This is a genomic window from Mycobacterium sp. E1747 (genome assembly GCF_001667775.1).
In the GTDB taxonomy this organism is placed as follows: domain Bacteria; phylum Actinomycetota; class Actinomycetes; order Mycobacteriales; family Mycobacteriaceae; genus Mycobacterium.
In genome coordinates, this window is sequence record NZ_LZJI01000051.1 from 13,402 (window position 1) to 27,547 (window position 14,146).

General features: G+C 68.7%; 12 protein-coding genes. 2 read left to right on the forward strand and 10 right to left on the reverse strand.

Going from position 1 to position 14,146, the window contains the following annotated elements; genetic code table 11:
* Positions 1-21: 21 nt before the first annotated feature.
* Positions 22-3,702, forward strand: coding sequence for a trehalose-phosphatase (gene otsB, locus A5695_RS05555; RefSeq protein WP_068079128.1), 3,681 nt, complete (start codon positions 22-24; stop codon positions 3,700-3,702).
* Between the two features lie 121 nt (positions 3,703-3,823).
* Positions 3,824-4,621 carry a universal stress protein gene (locus A5695_RS05560; RefSeq protein ID WP_068079129.1) on the forward strand — a complete coding sequence of 266 codons (798 nt, stop codon included), beginning with the start codon at positions 3,824-3,826 and terminating at the stop codon, positions 4,619-4,621.
* A 25-nt stretch (positions 4,622-4,646) separates the two neighbouring features.
* On the opposite strand, the gene A5695_RS05565 is transcribed toward A5695_RS05560, so the two are convergent.
* The 10 genes from A5695_RS05565 to A5695_RS05610 form a co-directional block, all read right to left on the reverse strand.
* On the reverse strand, positions 4,647-5,015 hold the full coding sequence (locus A5695_RS05565; RefSeq protein WP_068079130.1) for an STAS/SEC14 domain-containing protein: 369 nt from the start codon (positions 5,013-5,015) through the stop codon (positions 4,647-4,649).
* Between the two features lie 34 nt (positions 5,016-5,049).
* The gene (locus tag A5695_RS05570) at positions 5,050-5,928 is read right to left on the reverse strand and encodes a universal stress protein (RefSeq protein WP_068079131.1); all 879 of its coding nucleotides are present in this window, start codon (positions 5,926-5,928) and stop codon (positions 5,050-5,052) included.
* Positions 5,925-6,464: a GNAT family N-acetyltransferase gene (locus tag A5695_RS05575; RefSeq protein WP_068079132.1), complete on the reverse strand. Its 540-nt coding sequence runs from the start codon at positions 6,462-6,464 to the stop codon at positions 5,925-5,927. Before A5695_RS05575 ends, A5695_RS05570 begins: the two co-directional genes overlap by 4 nt.
* A gap of 85 nt (positions 6,465-6,549) precedes the next feature.
* On the reverse strand, positions 6,550-8,199 hold the full coding sequence (locus A5695_RS05580; RefSeq protein WP_197515370.1) for a GAF domain-containing protein: 1,650 nt from the start codon (positions 8,197-8,199) through the stop codon (positions 6,550-6,552).
* A gap of 183 nt (positions 8,200-8,382) precedes the next feature.
* Positions 8,383-9,054, reverse strand: a complete 672-nt coding sequence (locus A5695_RS05585; RefSeq protein WP_068079134.1) for a response regulator transcription factor — start codon at positions 9,052-9,054, stop codon at positions 8,383-8,385.
* A 58-nt stretch (positions 9,055-9,112) separates the two neighbouring features.
* The gene (locus tag A5695_RS05590; protein ID WP_068079135.1) at positions 9,113-9,925 is read right to left on the reverse strand and encodes a universal stress protein; all 813 of its coding nucleotides are present in this window, start codon (positions 9,923-9,925) and stop codon (positions 9,113-9,115) included.
* Position 9,926: 1 nt separating this feature from the next.
* A complete protein-coding gene (locus A5695_RS05595; RefSeq protein ID WP_068079136.1) occupies positions 9,927-10,691 on the reverse strand; it encodes a universal stress protein in 765 nt (254 codons plus the stop codon).
* A gap of 64 nt (positions 10,692-10,755) precedes the next feature.
* Positions 10,756-11,742, reverse strand: a complete 987-nt coding sequence (locus A5695_RS05600; RefSeq protein WP_231974729.1) for a 1-phosphofructokinase family hexose kinase — start codon at positions 11,740-11,742, stop codon at positions 10,756-10,758.
* Positions 11,743-11,759: 17 nt separating this feature from the next.
* Entirely contained in the window at positions 11,760-13,805 is a 2,046-nt protein-coding gene (locus tag A5695_RS05605; protein ID WP_156749480.1) for an erythromycin esterase family protein, read from the reverse strand.
* 98 nt (positions 13,806-13,903) lie between these two features.
* Complete coding sequence (locus A5695_RS05610) at positions 13,904-14,143, reverse strand: hypothetical protein (RefSeq protein WP_068079138.1); 240 nt, start codon at positions 14,141-14,143, stop codon at positions 13,904-13,906.
* Between the last annotated feature and the right edge of the window lie 3 nt (positions 14,144-14,146).

Below are 14,146 nucleotides of genomic sequence, written 5' to 3' on the forward strand. Positions count from 1 at the left end.
CGCTGTGGCATCGTCACAAAAATGACTGAATGGCCTGTCACCGTGGACGGGCGTTACCACGACGCGGTGATCCTCGGGCTCGACTGTGTTATCGAACAAACGGCGCCGGACGTCGTCAAAGCCCGCGACTCGACCCCCGTGCTGCTCCGACGGCTACGCGAGGCCGGCATCGCCGCCGCCGTCTATTCCTCGGGCCGCGACTGCGCACCCCTGTTGCGCGCCGCGGGAATTGAGGCATTGGTCGGCGTCGCCGTCTGCCCGGCCGAATCCGCCGCGCAGGGCGATGCGGCGCTCACCGTGACGGTGGCACGCCTCGGGGTGCGCCCGATGCGCTGCGTCCTGGTCGACTGCGACGATGGGGGCATCGCGGCCGGCCGGGATCACGGCTTCGGCCTCGTGATCGGACTCGAGCGCAACGGGGGCGGAGACGAGTTGCTGTCCCGCGGGGCGGACACCGTCGTCGCCGACTTCGCCGGGATCACGGTGCGCCGTGGGGGCGCCCCGTTGTCGACCATCCCCGACGCGATGGGTGTCTACAGCCAGCTGAAGGAACTGGTGGCCAGCCGGCGCCCGGCGGTGTTTCTCGACTTCGACGGAACGCTGTCCGAGATCGTCGCCCACCCGGCGTCCGCCACGCCGGTCGAGGGTGCGCCAGAAGCGCTGCGCGCGCTCGCGGCGCAGTGCCCGGTCGCGGTGATCAGCGGCCGCGAAGTGGGTGATCTTCGCGACCGCGTGCGGGTCGACGCAATCTGGTACGCGGGTAGCCACGGCTTCGAGCTCGTCGCGCCGGACGGAACCCGCCACGACAACGCCGACGCCCTCGGCGCCCTCGACGCGCTGGCGCGTGCGGCCGACCGCTTGACACACGAGCTCACCGACGTCCCCGGAATCCACTTGGAGCACAAGCGGTTCGCGGTCGCAGTCCACTACCGCCACGTCGACTCCGAACAGGTCGACAAAGTGATCGCGACGGTACGCAAGCTCGCGCGGTCGGAGCGCCTGCGGATCACGATGGGTCGCAGGGTCATCGAACTACGCCCCAGCCTCGACTGGGACAAGGGCACGACGCTCAACTGGATCCTCGAACAAATCCAGGGCGCGGGCGGCGACGCGGTGTTGCCCATCTACGTCGGCGACGACATCACCGACGAAGACGCCTTCGATGCGGTCCAATTCGACGGAGTGGGAATCGCGGTGCGGCACAGCGAGGATGGGGACCGCCCATCCGCCGCTTTCGTCAGCCTGGCGGATCCGTGCGCGGTGCGTGACTTCGTCCGGCGACTGGCCGACGATCTGCGCGAGGCGTCGTCCGAGCCCAACGACGCGTGGGAACTGGTCTACGAGGGTTACGACCCCGCCTACGAGCGGCTGCGTGAAACGCTGTGCACCGTGGGCAACGGCTATGTCGCCACCCGTGGCTGCGCCCCGGAGGCGACCGCCACCGAGGCGCATTATCCGGGGACGTACGCGGCGGGCGTCTACAACGCGCTGGCCGATCGCGTCGCCGGCCGGATCATCGAGAACGAAAGCCTGGTCAACCTGCCCAACTGGTTACCGCTGACCTTCCGGATCAACGGCGGGCCGTGGTTTCACATCGACGACGCCGAGTTGTTGTCCTACCGGCAGACATTCGACCTTCGGCACGCGACGCTGACGCGCACGCTGCGATTCCGCGATGGTGCGGGCCAGATCACGCGGATGACCCAACAGCGGTTCGCATCCATGCACGAGCCGCACCTGCTCGCCATGCAGACCACGCTCGTCGCGGAGAACTGGTCGGGCACCGTCGAGTTCCGGTCCCTGCTGGACGGCGGGGTGGGTAACACCATGGTCGAGCGCTACCGCTCGCTGTCGAGCAGACACCTGACCTCGTCGACGATCGACGAATTCGCCGACGAGTCGGTGATTCTGCGGACCGAGACGTCGCAGTCACGTATCGCCGTCGCGGTGGCCGCTCGCACCACCGTGTGGTGCGATGACGTCCGGGCCGCCGCGCAGTACACGACCGTGGCCGAACCCGACCGTGGCGGCCACGACATCCAGGTCGCGCTGGCCGCGGGCCAATCCGTCTGCTGCGAAAAAATCGCGGCGGTGTTCACCGGCCGGGACAACGCGATATCCGAGCCGGCGAGCACCGTGCAGCTACACCTCGACGCTGCCGGCCGGTACGGCGAGCTGCATCGTCAGCACGCCCGGGCCTGGGACCTGTTGTGGGAACAATGCGCCATCGGCCTGACCGACGGCGCCGACGCGCTGCGGATCCTGCGGTTGCACCTGGTGCACCTGCTGCAGACGCTCTCGCCGCACACCGCCGAACTCGACGCCGGGGTGCCGGCCAGGGGCCTGCACGGCGAGGCGTACCGCGGACACGTCTTCTGGGACTCGCTGTTCGTTTCCCCGGTGCTGAGCGTGCGCCTGCCCAATGTGGCCCGCTCGCTGCTGATTTACCGTTATCGGCGCCTGCCCGAGGCCCGCCGGGCCGCACACCGGGCCGGTTATCTGGGCGCGATGTACCCCTGGCAGTCGGGCAGCGACGGGCGCGAGGTGAGCCAGGAGGTGCACCTCAATCCGGAGTCCGGCCGCTGGAATCCGGATGCCAGCGCCCGGGCGCACCACGTGGGTCTCGCCATCGCCTACAACACGTGGCAGCACTACCAGGTGACCGGCGACCGGCAGTTTCTCGTCGACTACGGCGCCGAGATGCTGGTCGAGATCGCGCGCTTCTGGGTCGGACTGGCCAGCTACGACGAGGCCCGCGGGCGCTACACGATCAACGGCATCGTCGGCCCCGACGAATTCCATTCGGGTTATCCGGGCAAGGAATACGACGGGATCGACAACAACGCGTACACCAATGTCATGGCGGTCTGGGCCATCCTGCGCGCGATGGATGCGTTGGACCTGCTGCCGCTGCGCGACCGCCTGGACCTCGTCGGGAAGATCGACCTGACCAGCGACGAACTCGGCCGCTGGGACCACGTGACGCGGCGCATGTTCGTCCCCTTCCACGACAACGTGATCAGCCAGTTCGAGGGCTATTCGCAACTGGCGGAGCTGGATTGGGGTCAATACCGGCAGCGCTACGGCAACATCCAGCGGCTGGACCGCATCCTGGAGGCCGAGAACGACAGCGTGAACAACTATAAGGCCTCCAAGCAGGCCGACGTGTTGATGCTGTTCTACCTGCTGTCGTCGGACGAGCTGCTGGCCCTGTTCGGTCGGCTCGGGTACCGCTTCGCGCCCGAGCGGATTCCGGAGACCGTGGACTACTACCTGGCGCGCACCTCGGAAGGATCGACGCTGAGCGCGCTGGTCCATTCGTGGGTGCTCACCCGCGCCAATCGCCACCACGCCATGAAGTACTTCGTGCAGGTGCTCGCGTCCGACATAGTCGACATCCAGGGCGGCACCACGGCGGAGGGGATACACCTGGCCGCGATGGCCGGCAGCATCGATCTGCTGCAACGGTGTTTCACCGGCCTGGAGACCCGCGACGACCGGCTGATCCTGAGCCCACAATGGCCAAAAGCGCTGGACCCGATCGAGTTTCCATTCGTCTATCGGGGTCAACGGCTACACCTTCGGGTCAGTGGGCGGGCGGCCGAGCTGACCTCCGAGGCCGGCAACAGCGCATCGGTCGCGGTGGAATGCCGCGGCCGCGTCGACCGGCTGCTACCCGGGCGCACCGTCGAGGTCGCCTGAGTCCAGGTGACCAATGCCCGCGAACCGGGGCCCAACGGCCCTGCGCAGCCGCGTCGCCTGCCCATAACGTGACCAGTGCCGGGCCTCGAGGGTCCCGCTAGCCAGTAACCAGGAGGACGCGATGGACAATCCGCAGCAGCGGATCGTGGTGGGTATCGACGGCTCGGACGCCGCGATCAATGCGGCCAAGTGGGCCGCGGCCGAGGCCGTCAGCCGTAACGTCCCGCTTAGGCTGATTCACGCCGTACCGCAGCGCAACGCCGGTGACGAGGGCCTGGATATCCAATACGCTCAAGCCGCATTACGTGCCGCCGACGCGGCGCTGCAGGCCACCGGTCAGCCGGTCAAAGTCGAATGCGACATCGTGCGCGGTTCCTCCGAGGATGCACTGATCGACGAATCGCGCAATGCGGCAATGGTTTGCGTGGGCTCCGTCGGCACGGGCTGGGTGGCGCGCAAGGTCCTGGGTTCAACCGCGGACACCTTGGCGCGCAAGGCGCACTGCCCGGTGGCGGTGATCCGCAGCCGCCGCGGCGCCGAGCCGGATGGCGGATTCGTTGCCGTCGCGGTCGGGGAATCGGCCGGCAACGACGCCGTGCTCGAGCACGGCTTCCGCGAGGCGCGCCTACGTGAGGCGCCGATCTTGGCGATGGGTGTCTGGCGGTGGGGGCTCGGCGAGATTCCCTATACGCAGCTGGAACACCGGCTGGGCCCCTGGGCGGCGCAGCACCGCGAGGTGCACGTCCAACCGGCAGCCGCCAGGCATGGCGCGGCCGAATTCCTCACGCACACAACCGACCCCGTTCAGCTCGCGGTGGTGGGCGGCGACGACGCGGACAAGGTCGCCCGCATAGTGGGACCCATCACCACAGACCCGAGCGCAAACATGGGGTGCTCGGTGCTCGTCGTGCGTGGCTGAGGGCGAACTACCCGGCCGGGGCGAACTACCCGGCCGCCCATTTGGCTGCTTTGTCGAGCTCGTCGGATGAGAACATGGCGAACTCGCCGGGAATCAGCCACGCCACGGCGTGCAGGACATGGGCGACCCAGTCTTTGTCGGAAACGACCGCTATCCGCTTGAACGCCGCATGGTGTGGCAGCACGGTGCCCAACCCCAGCTTGAGGTCCTCGAGGAAACCGCCGGGCCCGAATCCCTCGTAATCGGGCGCTATCACCTCGACGATCCTGACCTCGCCCGCCTCTAGCACTCGCTCGATCTCGGGCTTCACGGCACGCAGCTCGTCGCCGCGCAGCCGGCCCGACACCCGGATGCCGATCACCTTCTCCGGCATGTCCGGTAGCATTTCGATCATCTCCCAGCCTCCTTCACGGGCACGGTTTCTTTTGTCAACGGACAACCAACACGGGCACTCGCGCCGACTGCGCGACGGCCGAACTCACCGAGCCGAGCAACATTCCGGGAAATCCGCCGCGGCCACGGCTACCGACAACCACCAGCTGAGCGCGCTCGGATTCCTTCAACAGCCACGCGGAAGGCTTGTCGCAGAACAATTTCCGTTCGACACGGACGTCGGGGTAGCGCTCATGCCAACCAGCCAGGCGTTCGGCCAGGGTTTCGGCCGCCTGCGTCTCGCGGTCGTGCCAGTCCATGCCGAGGATGGGGAACACTCCCACGTCGCTCCAGACGTGCACCGCCACCAGCCCGACGCCCCTGCGGGAGGCCTCGTCGAAGGCCAGGGCGGTCGCGTCCTCCGACGCGGGGGATCCGTCGATGCCGAGCACCACGGGCGCGGCGGGATCCGGCGCCGCCCCTTCGGTCCAGTGAATGACCGCGACCGGGCAGTGGGCGTAGTGCACGAGACCCGTGCTCACCGAGCCCAGCAGCAGGCGCCCCACCGCGCCGAGTCCCTGGCTTCCGGCGACGATCATCCGGGCATCCTTGGAGGCCTCGACCAGCGCCGGGACGATGGCCGAATACACGGTCTCGGTGTGGATTTCGGGCGGTGCCGAGCCGCCCACGCTGGCGTTGAGGGTCTTGCGGGCCTGGTCGATGACGTGCTGGGCGCTGTCGTGCTGCCATTCGGGCATGTCCGCGTACAGCTGCCCCACCGGCCAGCCGACCACGACGGGCGGAACCGCGTGCACCAGCGTGATGGGCAGATCATGCATGAGGGCCTCCTGTGCCCCCCAGGCCACCGCGGCGTCGGACGCCGCCGACCCGTCGACACACACCAGTACGCCGTATTTCTTCGAGCTTTGCGTCATTTTTCCCGCTCCTCGCCGTCGAATTCGGGCAGCTCGATCTCGAGATGGCGCACAAACCCGTAATCGATTGGCCGGCAAGGCCACCCGAGATCGAAGAAGACCGTCAGCATCGTGCGATTCTCGCCGAGGACGTCGGCGATGAACCGTTTGATGCCGTGTGCCCGGGCGACCGGGGCCAGGTGCTTGAGCAAGGCGGTGCCCACACCCACCGAATGATCCTCGTGCGCAACCACGATCGCGACCTCTGCCACCTGCGGATCGTCGACGACGGCGCAGTGCGCCACGCCGATCAGCCGGTCGGCGTCGAAGGCGCCGAGGGCGTACACCCCGTCCGCGCGCCGAGTCAGCTTCGTAACGAGCTCGTGCAGCGGCGACAGCCGCAGCGTGAAGAAGCGGAAGTATCGGTCATGGTCGGACAGGTGCTCATGGAGCGCCAAAACGGCCTCGGCGTCGGCGACGGTCAAGGCGCGCAACGACACCAGGCGCCCGTCAAGCAGCCGGGCAGTTTCGGCAGCCCGCACCGATTGATCACTCACGAAACCGACGGTAAACCGCTGCCGCGCGCTCGGGCAGGGCCGTTGGACCCCAGGTCCGCCCCCTTTGGTCCCGCCGCGGCGATCGCTACTGATCGATGAGCGGGGCGACCCAGTGCACCCGGGTGCCGCCCTCGGGTGGGCCGGTGACCTCGCAGGCACCGCCCAGTTGTTCGGCACGACGGGCCATGTTGGCCAGGCCGCTGCTGCGGGTGTTGCCGGCGGGGATGCCGGAGCCGTTGTCGATGATGTCCAGGACGAACATGTCGGCGACGCTGATCTCCACGGTCAGCCGCGACCCGCCGGAATGGCGCAGCGCGTTGCTGATGGCTTCCGCGGTCACCGCCTCCGCGTGGTCGGCAAGATCGCCGCCCACGGCGGTCATCGGCCCGTGCATGCGCACGGTGGTGACCACGTCACGACTCTCGGTCAGGTCGGCGACCACCTGTTGGATGCGGCGCCGGAAGTCGCCGTTCTTACCCAGCGGGGATTTCAGCTGGAAAATCGTCGTGCGGATCTCCTCGATGATGGTCTGCAGGTCGTCGAGCGTGCGGTTGAGCCGCTCGGTGACCTCCGGGGAGCGCGCCCGCGCCAGGGTTCCCTGCAGGTCCATGCCGGCGGCGAAAAGTCGCTGGATGACGTGGTCGTGCAGGTCGTGCGCGATGCGTTCGCGTTCGGCCAGGATGGTCAGCTGGCGCGCGTCGTCGCGGGCCGACGCGAGGACCAGCGCGATCGCGGCGTGGGTGGCGAAATCGTTGACCAGATCGAGATAACTGTCGTCGAATGGCGGCTGTGCGGCGCCTCGGGCGATGGCGATGACGCCGACGACCTCGTCGCGGGCGCGCAGCGGCATCAGGATCGCCGAGCGTTGCCCGACGTCGGTGAACGCCTGAATCGGGTACTGCAAGCTCTCGGTGATCAGCGGCTGGCCGGAGCGGAAGACGGCGCCGCTGGTGGACACGTCCACCGGGACCCGTTGGCCGACCACCTCGTCGGCGTGCAACCCGACCGCGGCGGAGACCACCATCGTGTCGACCTCGTCGTCGGGCACATCGGGATCGCCGGGCACCAGGACGATCGCCTGTTCGGCCTCGGTCAGGACGCGGGCCTGTTCGGCGATCAGCTGCAAGGGGCGCCGGTGCGGCGCCGCGCTGGACAGCAGCGCGGTCGTGATCTCGCGGCTGGCCTCCATCCATTTGACGGCCGTCCGCTCGCGCTCGAACACCTGCGCATTGTCGATGGCAACCGCGGCGGCGAACGCCAGCGCCCGCGCGGCCACCTCGTCGGAATCGGAGAACGTCCGCTGCGGATCGACGTGGGTGAGGTAGAGGTTGCCGAACACGGTGCCTCGGATGGTGATGGGCACCGCGAGGAAGGCGCGCATCGGGGGATGGTGCTCGGGGAACCCGACGGCGGCCGGATGGGCGGTCAGATCCGCCATGCGCAGGGCCGGCGTGTCCAGCAGCGACAGGCTCAGCAGGCCCTTGCCGAACGGCAGGTGCCCGATGCGGGACACCGTGTCAGCGTCCATGCCCTCGTGGACGAAGCGCAGCAAGTTGCCTTCGGGATCGCGGATGGCCAGCGCGCCGTAGGGGGCGGCGGTCAGCTTCCTGGCCGCGCCGATGATCCGGTGCAGCGTCGCGTCGAGACCCAGCCCCGCGCCGATCTCGACGATGACCCGAAGCAGCTGCTCCATCTGGTCGCGGGCGGCCAGCAACTCGTCGAGCTGCTCGTGCATCCGCCCGACCAACCCGCGCTGGCCGAGTCCGGCGAATGCCGAGCCGCTGTCGTTGCTCGTCACCCCGTCAAACCTCCACGACACTTTTGCTTAATGTCAGATGGCTAGCTCAGCCTAGCCGCAATTTGTCAGGCGCCCAAGAGAAGAGCTTCCGTCGATGACGTGACGTGTTGCACCCGGCAGCTAGCCGGCCGGCGCGTCCGGCGGCGGTTGTGAATGGCCGGGCCGTTGGTCCAACTTCGACGCGAACACCGCCGCCTGCGTCCGGCGCTCCATGCCGAGTTTGGCCAGCAGCCGCGACACGTAGTTCTTCACCGTCTTTTCGGCGAGGAACATCCGGGCGGCGATCTGCCGGTTGGTGAGGCCCTCGCTGAGCAGCCCCAGCAGCGTTCGCTCCTGTTCGGTGAGGCCGGACAGCGGGTCTTCGCGTTCGGCCGCGCCGCGAAGCTTGGCCATCAGCGCGGCCGCGGCCCGGTTGTCCAGCAGCGACTTGCCCGCGCCCACCTCCTTGATGGCGTGGGCCAGCTCCATGCCCTTGATGTCCTTGACCACGTAGCCGCTGGCGCCGGCCAGAATGGCCTCCAGCATCGCCTCGTCGGAGGTGAATGACGTCAACATCAGGCAGCGCAGGTCGGGGTGATCGGACACCAGGTCCCGGCACAGCTCGATGCCGTTGCCGTCCGGCAGCCGCACGTCGAGCACGGCGACGTCGGGCCGCAGCGCCGGAATCCGTGCCTTCGCCTCCGAGACGGAGCCCGCCTCGCCGACGATTTCGAGCTCAGGGTCCGACGCGAGCAGGTCGGCGAGACCGCGGCGGACCACCTCGTGGTCGTCGACCAGGAAAACCTTGACCATTAGGAACCCTTCCGATGGGCGTATGACCTGAATATCACACATCCATCATCGCCCGAGCTCACAAATGTTGCTGATTCACGACCAACAGCGAACAGCGGGAGTCCTGCATCACCGAGCTGCCGACCGGTCCCACGAGTTCGGCCACGTGCTGACGGTTGTGGGCGCCGACGATCACCAGTCCCACCGGCCCGTGCGGGGCGGCCAGGTACTCGAGCAGGCCGACGTGGATCGCCACCGATTCGACACGCAGCTGCGGATGGCGTCGCTTCCAGTGGGCCAGCCGGCGATCGAGATCGGCGAGCGCCCGGCGATCCGCCTCGTTGCCCCCGTGCTCGCTCGGCGCGCTCCGCCGCGAGACGACGGCCTGGAGGGCGGCGCCGCGCAGCAGGGCCTCGTCGACGGCGGCGCCCAGCAGCACCGAGTCCGGAGATCCGTCGATCTCGACGACCGCCTTTTCTCCGGATTGCCGGCGGTGATCGTCGCGGCCGCGCACGATCGCCGCCGGGCAGTGCGCCGAAACGGCCAGTGCCGCAGCGGTGGAGCCGTGCCGGCCCGGTTGAAAATGGCGTAGCCCGACGGCGCCCACGCAGACCATGGCCGCCGACGCCGACGAACGAATCAGCGACCCGACCGCGGGTCCGTGGGCGATCTCCGTCTCGATCACCACCGGCCGGCCGGCGGCCCGAATCGCGGTCACCGCCTGGGCGATCGCGAGCTCCGCCGTTCGTTGCTCGTCCCCGGCCTCGATCGCATAGAGCAGACGCAGCGGAACGTCACGACTCACCGCCTCATCGATCGCCCACAGGGCCGCGCGAATCGCCGCCTTGGAACCATCGATGCCGGCGACGACCGTTCGGGCGGGCGGTGTCATCTCAGTGGCGGACCACGAGCACCGAGCAGTCGGGATAGCCGACGATCGGATGGCAATTCGGGGTGACCAGCCCCGCGATCTCGTCGGCATCAGCACCGCCGACGACCGCGAGTTCGATTGTGCCGCCGGGCTTCTCGCTGGGCTTGATCCCGGTGCCCGCGGCGACGGTCTGGACGTGGACGTCCGGATAGCGGCGGACCCAGCTGTTCAGCCTGCGGTCGATCTGCCGGACGGTGGCGTGGCGTCGCCGCCCCTCCTCCATCGCCTGGTGCACCACCTCGTCGTTGTCGGGCTCATCGTTGAGCACAACGGCGATCACCCCGAGCTCCGTCGGCGATCCGTCGGGATTGGTCCGGATGATCGCGACCGGACAGTGCGCGCGCGCCACCAGGCCGGCCGCGGTCGGGCCCAACAGCCCGTCGGACGCCCAGCCCCGCCTGGCGGTGCCGACGCAGACCAGCGCCGCGTCCTGCGATTGGTCGATCAGCGCCTGCGCGGGGTCACCGGAGACGATCGCCGTCTCGATCTCTACCGCCTTGCGCTCGCCCTGCACGGCGCACTCCGCTTCGGAAAGCGCGATTTCGCCGCGTTCGACTTCCCATTCGGAGGTCGGGCCCGATCCGGCGTGCGCCCCGGGGATGACGTAGACCAGGCGCAGCGGCAGTTGCCGGCCGATCGCCTCGTCGATCGCCCACTTCGCGGCGTTCACCGCGGCTTTCGAGCCGTTGACGCCCACCACCACGGCCTTGGCGTCCAGCTGGTTCATGTCGGCTCCTGAGGGTTCCATTCGCTTTCAGGCTATTGCGCCCAAGCCCGTGCCGGAGGGGCCGTTAGGCCCCAGCTGCGAAGTCGTTCGGCCCCACCTCCGCCGGTTCGGCGACCAGCTCGAACAACCGCTCCACGTCGACGCGCTCGAAGACCGCCGTGCCCGGCGTCATCAGCATCGCCGCGCCCGCCGCGATCCCGTACCGAACGGATTTGGCGAGCGGCCACCCACGGGTGATCCCCACCGTGATCGCGGCGACCATCGCGTCGCCGGCCCCGACTCCGCTGCCGCTTCGCATCGGGACCGCCGGAAAGCGTTGGCTCGCCTGGCGTGTCGCGAGCAGCGCGCCGTAGGACCCCAAAGACACCACGACGACCTGCGCGTGGCCGCTGTCGATCAGCTGATGGGCGGCGGCCAATTGCTCGGCTTCGGTGGCGAGTCGGCGGCCGACGCATTCCCTCAGTTCGCGCACGCTCGCTTTGAGCAGATACACGCCTGAGGAGATGTGCTGCAGGCCGCCGCCGGAGGTATCGAGAATCAGCTTCACGCCCAGCTCCCCGCACATGTCGGCGACCCGCTGGTAGTAGTCGGCCGGCACGCCCGGCGGCAGGCTGCCGCTGGCCACGACGATTTCGGCGGATTGGGCCGCCGCCCGCAGTTCGTCGAGGCACTGTGCCTGCTCGAAGGCGTTCAGCTCCGGTCCCGGCAGGACGAACCGGTATTGCTGGCCGGTGCTGTTCTCGTTGACGGTGAAACTCTCGCGGGTCTGGCCGGCGATCGGGATCTGCAGGAACGGCACCTCCGCCTCGCCCAGCAGGGTGGTGACGAGACCACCATGCGACCCGCCCGCGGGAAACACCGCCAACACCGGGCTGCCAAGGACCTTCGCGATCCGCGCGACGTTGATGCCGCCACCGCCCGGGTCGTAACGCGTTGCCGAGCACCGCAACTTGTCGGTCGGCCGCACGACGCCGACGCTCGTGGTGATGTCGAGCGCGGGATTCATGGTCAACGTGGCGATTCTTCGGCTCAACTCCCGATCGGCCGGCATCATCCATCTCCCTCGCGCTAGAGGCCGCTCGGGTAGGTTTCCGGAGTCTCGCCGGCGATCCACCGGCTGGTGACCTCCAGGGGCTCCAACGCCCGCGTCCGGTCGATGTGGATCATCGCGTCGAACTGGTCGGCGGGCCGGACATGGAAATAGTGGCTCTGCCGTTCGGTCTCGGGCCGGTAGATCACCCCGATGGCACGCCCCAGCCGCACCGCGCCGAGCGGCTCGGCGGCCCCCGGATTGATGTGCGGCGACACCAGGAAAGCCGCCCTGCCCGTTTCGTGCAAGAGTTCTTCGACGCTCCCGTTGAGCGCCGGGCGGACGACCTTGCGTTCGGCGATGCCACCCCAGTCGCTGGCGGCGGTGACGGTGCCCGCGTAGGTGCTCAAGCCGAGCAGGCGTGATTCTTCGCCGTATCGCTGCCGGACCAGTTGGCCGAGCGTGAGCTGCCCGTCGGCCCACACCTCGGTGGCGCGCGCGTCGCCAACGTGGGAGTTATGGGCCCACACCACAATTCGCGCGGACGACACGTCGTGGTGGCGGTCCAGATGCTTCAGCAGCGCCTCGAGCGTCTGCGCCATGTGTTTGTCGCGCAGGTTCCACGAGGTGACCCGCCCGCTGAACATCGCCCGGTAGTACACCTCCGCGTCGTGCACCGTCTGGGCGTTCTGGTGGGCGTAGAACAATTCGTCCTCGGCGAGCAGGCCGTCCCTGCGCGCGTAGGCCAGCGCATTGCGCTGAATGTCGACGAGTTGATCGATCGCTTCCTTCTCGCACGACGGGCCGGCGCCGAAAGCCGCCGAGAAGCCGTACGCCTGACCGTCGTCCGCCGAGGCGTGGTCGAAGCAGGCGTAGCGTTCCCGCGCCCGCGCCGCCGCCTTGGGGTCGATCCTGTCGAGATAGTCGATCACCTCCCGCATCGACCGGTGCAGGCTGTAGAGATCCAGGCCGTAGAACCCGGCCCGGCGCTGACCGTTGTTCTCGTGCAGCCGGTTTCGGGTGCGCAGCCACTCGACGAAGTCGCGGACGACGGTGTTGCGCCACATCCAGGCGGGAAAGCGCTCGAAGCCGCTCAACGCCTCGTCGGCGTTGGTGTCGTCGCCGATGCCGTGAACGTAGCGGTTCACCCGGTACGCGTCGGGCCAGTCCGCCTCCGCCGCGACGGCGCAGAAGCCCTTCTCCTCGATCAGCCACTTGGTGATTTCGGCCCGGGCTTCGTAGAACTCGTGTGTGCCGTGCGAACTTTCGCCGATCAGCACGATGCGCGCATCACCGATGAGCGCTTCCAGCGTCGCACGCGGCGGGACACCCGCCGGCGCGTCGATGGCCACCTGGCTGATCACCTCGGCCGGCGAGCGCGCCCCGACGCTCGGCGACGCCTCGGTCGTCGGCGTGGCGAGCAGCCGGCGGACCTCGTCGTCGGTGACCTGGCGGAAATCCCAGAACGACTCGCCGACGGCGAGGAACGGGGTGGGCATGCTCGCGCACACGACGTCGTCGACCTGGCCGGCGAATTCCCTGCAGGTCGATTCGGGGGCCGCCGGCACGGCGATGACGATGTGTGCGGGCTCGGCTTCGCGTAGCGCCTGCACCGCCGCGGACATGCTTGCGCCGGTGGCCAATCCGTCATCGACGAGGATGACCGTCTTGCCGGCCACGTCCACCGGTGGGCGCCCGTCGCGGTAGGCGGCCTCGCGCCGGATCAGTTCCCGGCCCTCACGTTCGGCGACCGCACGCAACTCCTGCGGGGTGATGCGTAGGCCCCGCACGACGTCGTCGTTGACCACGACGCGGCCCCCGCTCGCCAGTGCGCCCACCGCGAACTCCTCGTGCCCGGGCGCGCCGAGCTTGCGCACGATAAAGGCGTCCAGCGGCGCGTGCAGCGCCGCCGCCACCTCCCACGCGACGGGTATGCCGCCCCGCGCCAGGCCCAGCACGATCACGTCTGGCCGGTCGCGGTAGGCCCCGAGGAGGTTGGCCAGCACCCGGCCGGCCTCACTGCGGTCGCGGAACACGCGGCGCGGCGACCGCCGGGTCGCATCAGCTGTGGTCGTCATGGCAATCTCCTCGATCCCGTTCACCACTGACGACTTTCATCCGACCAGTCCACCGTAATCGGCGGTAGGGACCGAAGTCCCGGGCTTGCGGGGCGTTCGTCGGATCACTGCTCACGGCGCAGCTCGGCCATGTAGGCCAGGACACGGTTTAGGATGAGGCCGTAGGCATCGCCGTCTTGGGTGAGCCGGAAGAGCCCGCGGTGGCGCAGGAAGCCGTCGAGGCGCTGGTCCAGGCGCCAGTCGACGTAGGTGTGGCCGGCGTAGGGCGAGTGCAGGAACTCGAACGCGAGCTCGTCGATGTCCGCGTCGGTTATCGACGGGCATCCGTCTGTGGTAGAAGCCATTTG

Excerpts from the sequence above, each read along its gene's own strand:
- A5695_RS05560 (WP_068079129.1), top strand. The coding sequence starts at position 3,824 with ATGGACAATCCGCAGCAGCGGATCGTGGTGGGTATCGACGGCTCGGAC.
- A5695_RS05565 (WP_068079130.1), bottom strand. The coding sequence starts at position 5,015 with ATGATCGAAATGCTACCGGACATGCCGGAGAAGGTGATCGGCATCCGG.
- A5695_RS05585 (WP_068079134.1), bottom strand. The coding sequence starts at position 9,054 with ATGGTCAAGGTTTTCCTGGTCGACGACCACGAGGTGGTCCGCCGCGGT.
- A5695_RS05570 (WP_068079131.1), bottom strand. The coding sequence starts at position 5,928 with ATGACGCAAAGCTCGAAGAAATACGGCGTACTGGTGTGTGTCGACGGG.
- A5695_RS05610 (WP_068079138.1), bottom strand. The coding sequence starts at position 14,143 with ATGGCTTCTACCACAGACGGATGCCCGTCGATAACCGACGCGGACATC.
- A5695_RS05580 (WP_197515370.1), bottom strand. The coding sequence starts at position 8,199 with ATGCACGAGCAGCTCGACGAGTTGCTGGCCGCCCGCGACCAGATGGAG.
- A5695_RS05595 (WP_068079136.1), bottom strand. The coding sequence starts at position 10,691 with ATGAACCAGCTGGACGCCAAGGCCGTGGTGGTGGGCGTCAACGGCTCG.
- A5695_RS05590 (WP_068079135.1), bottom strand. The coding sequence starts at position 9,925 with ATGACACCGCCCGCCCGAACGGTCGTCGCCGGCATCGATGGTTCCAAG.
- A5695_RS05600 (WP_231974729.1), bottom strand. The coding sequence starts at position 11,742 with ATGCCGGCCGATCGGGAGTTGAGCCGAAGAATCGCCACGTTGACCATG.
- otsB (WP_068079128.1), top strand. The coding sequence starts at position 22 with ATGACTGAATGGCCTGTCACCGTGGACGGGCGTTACCACGACGCGGTG.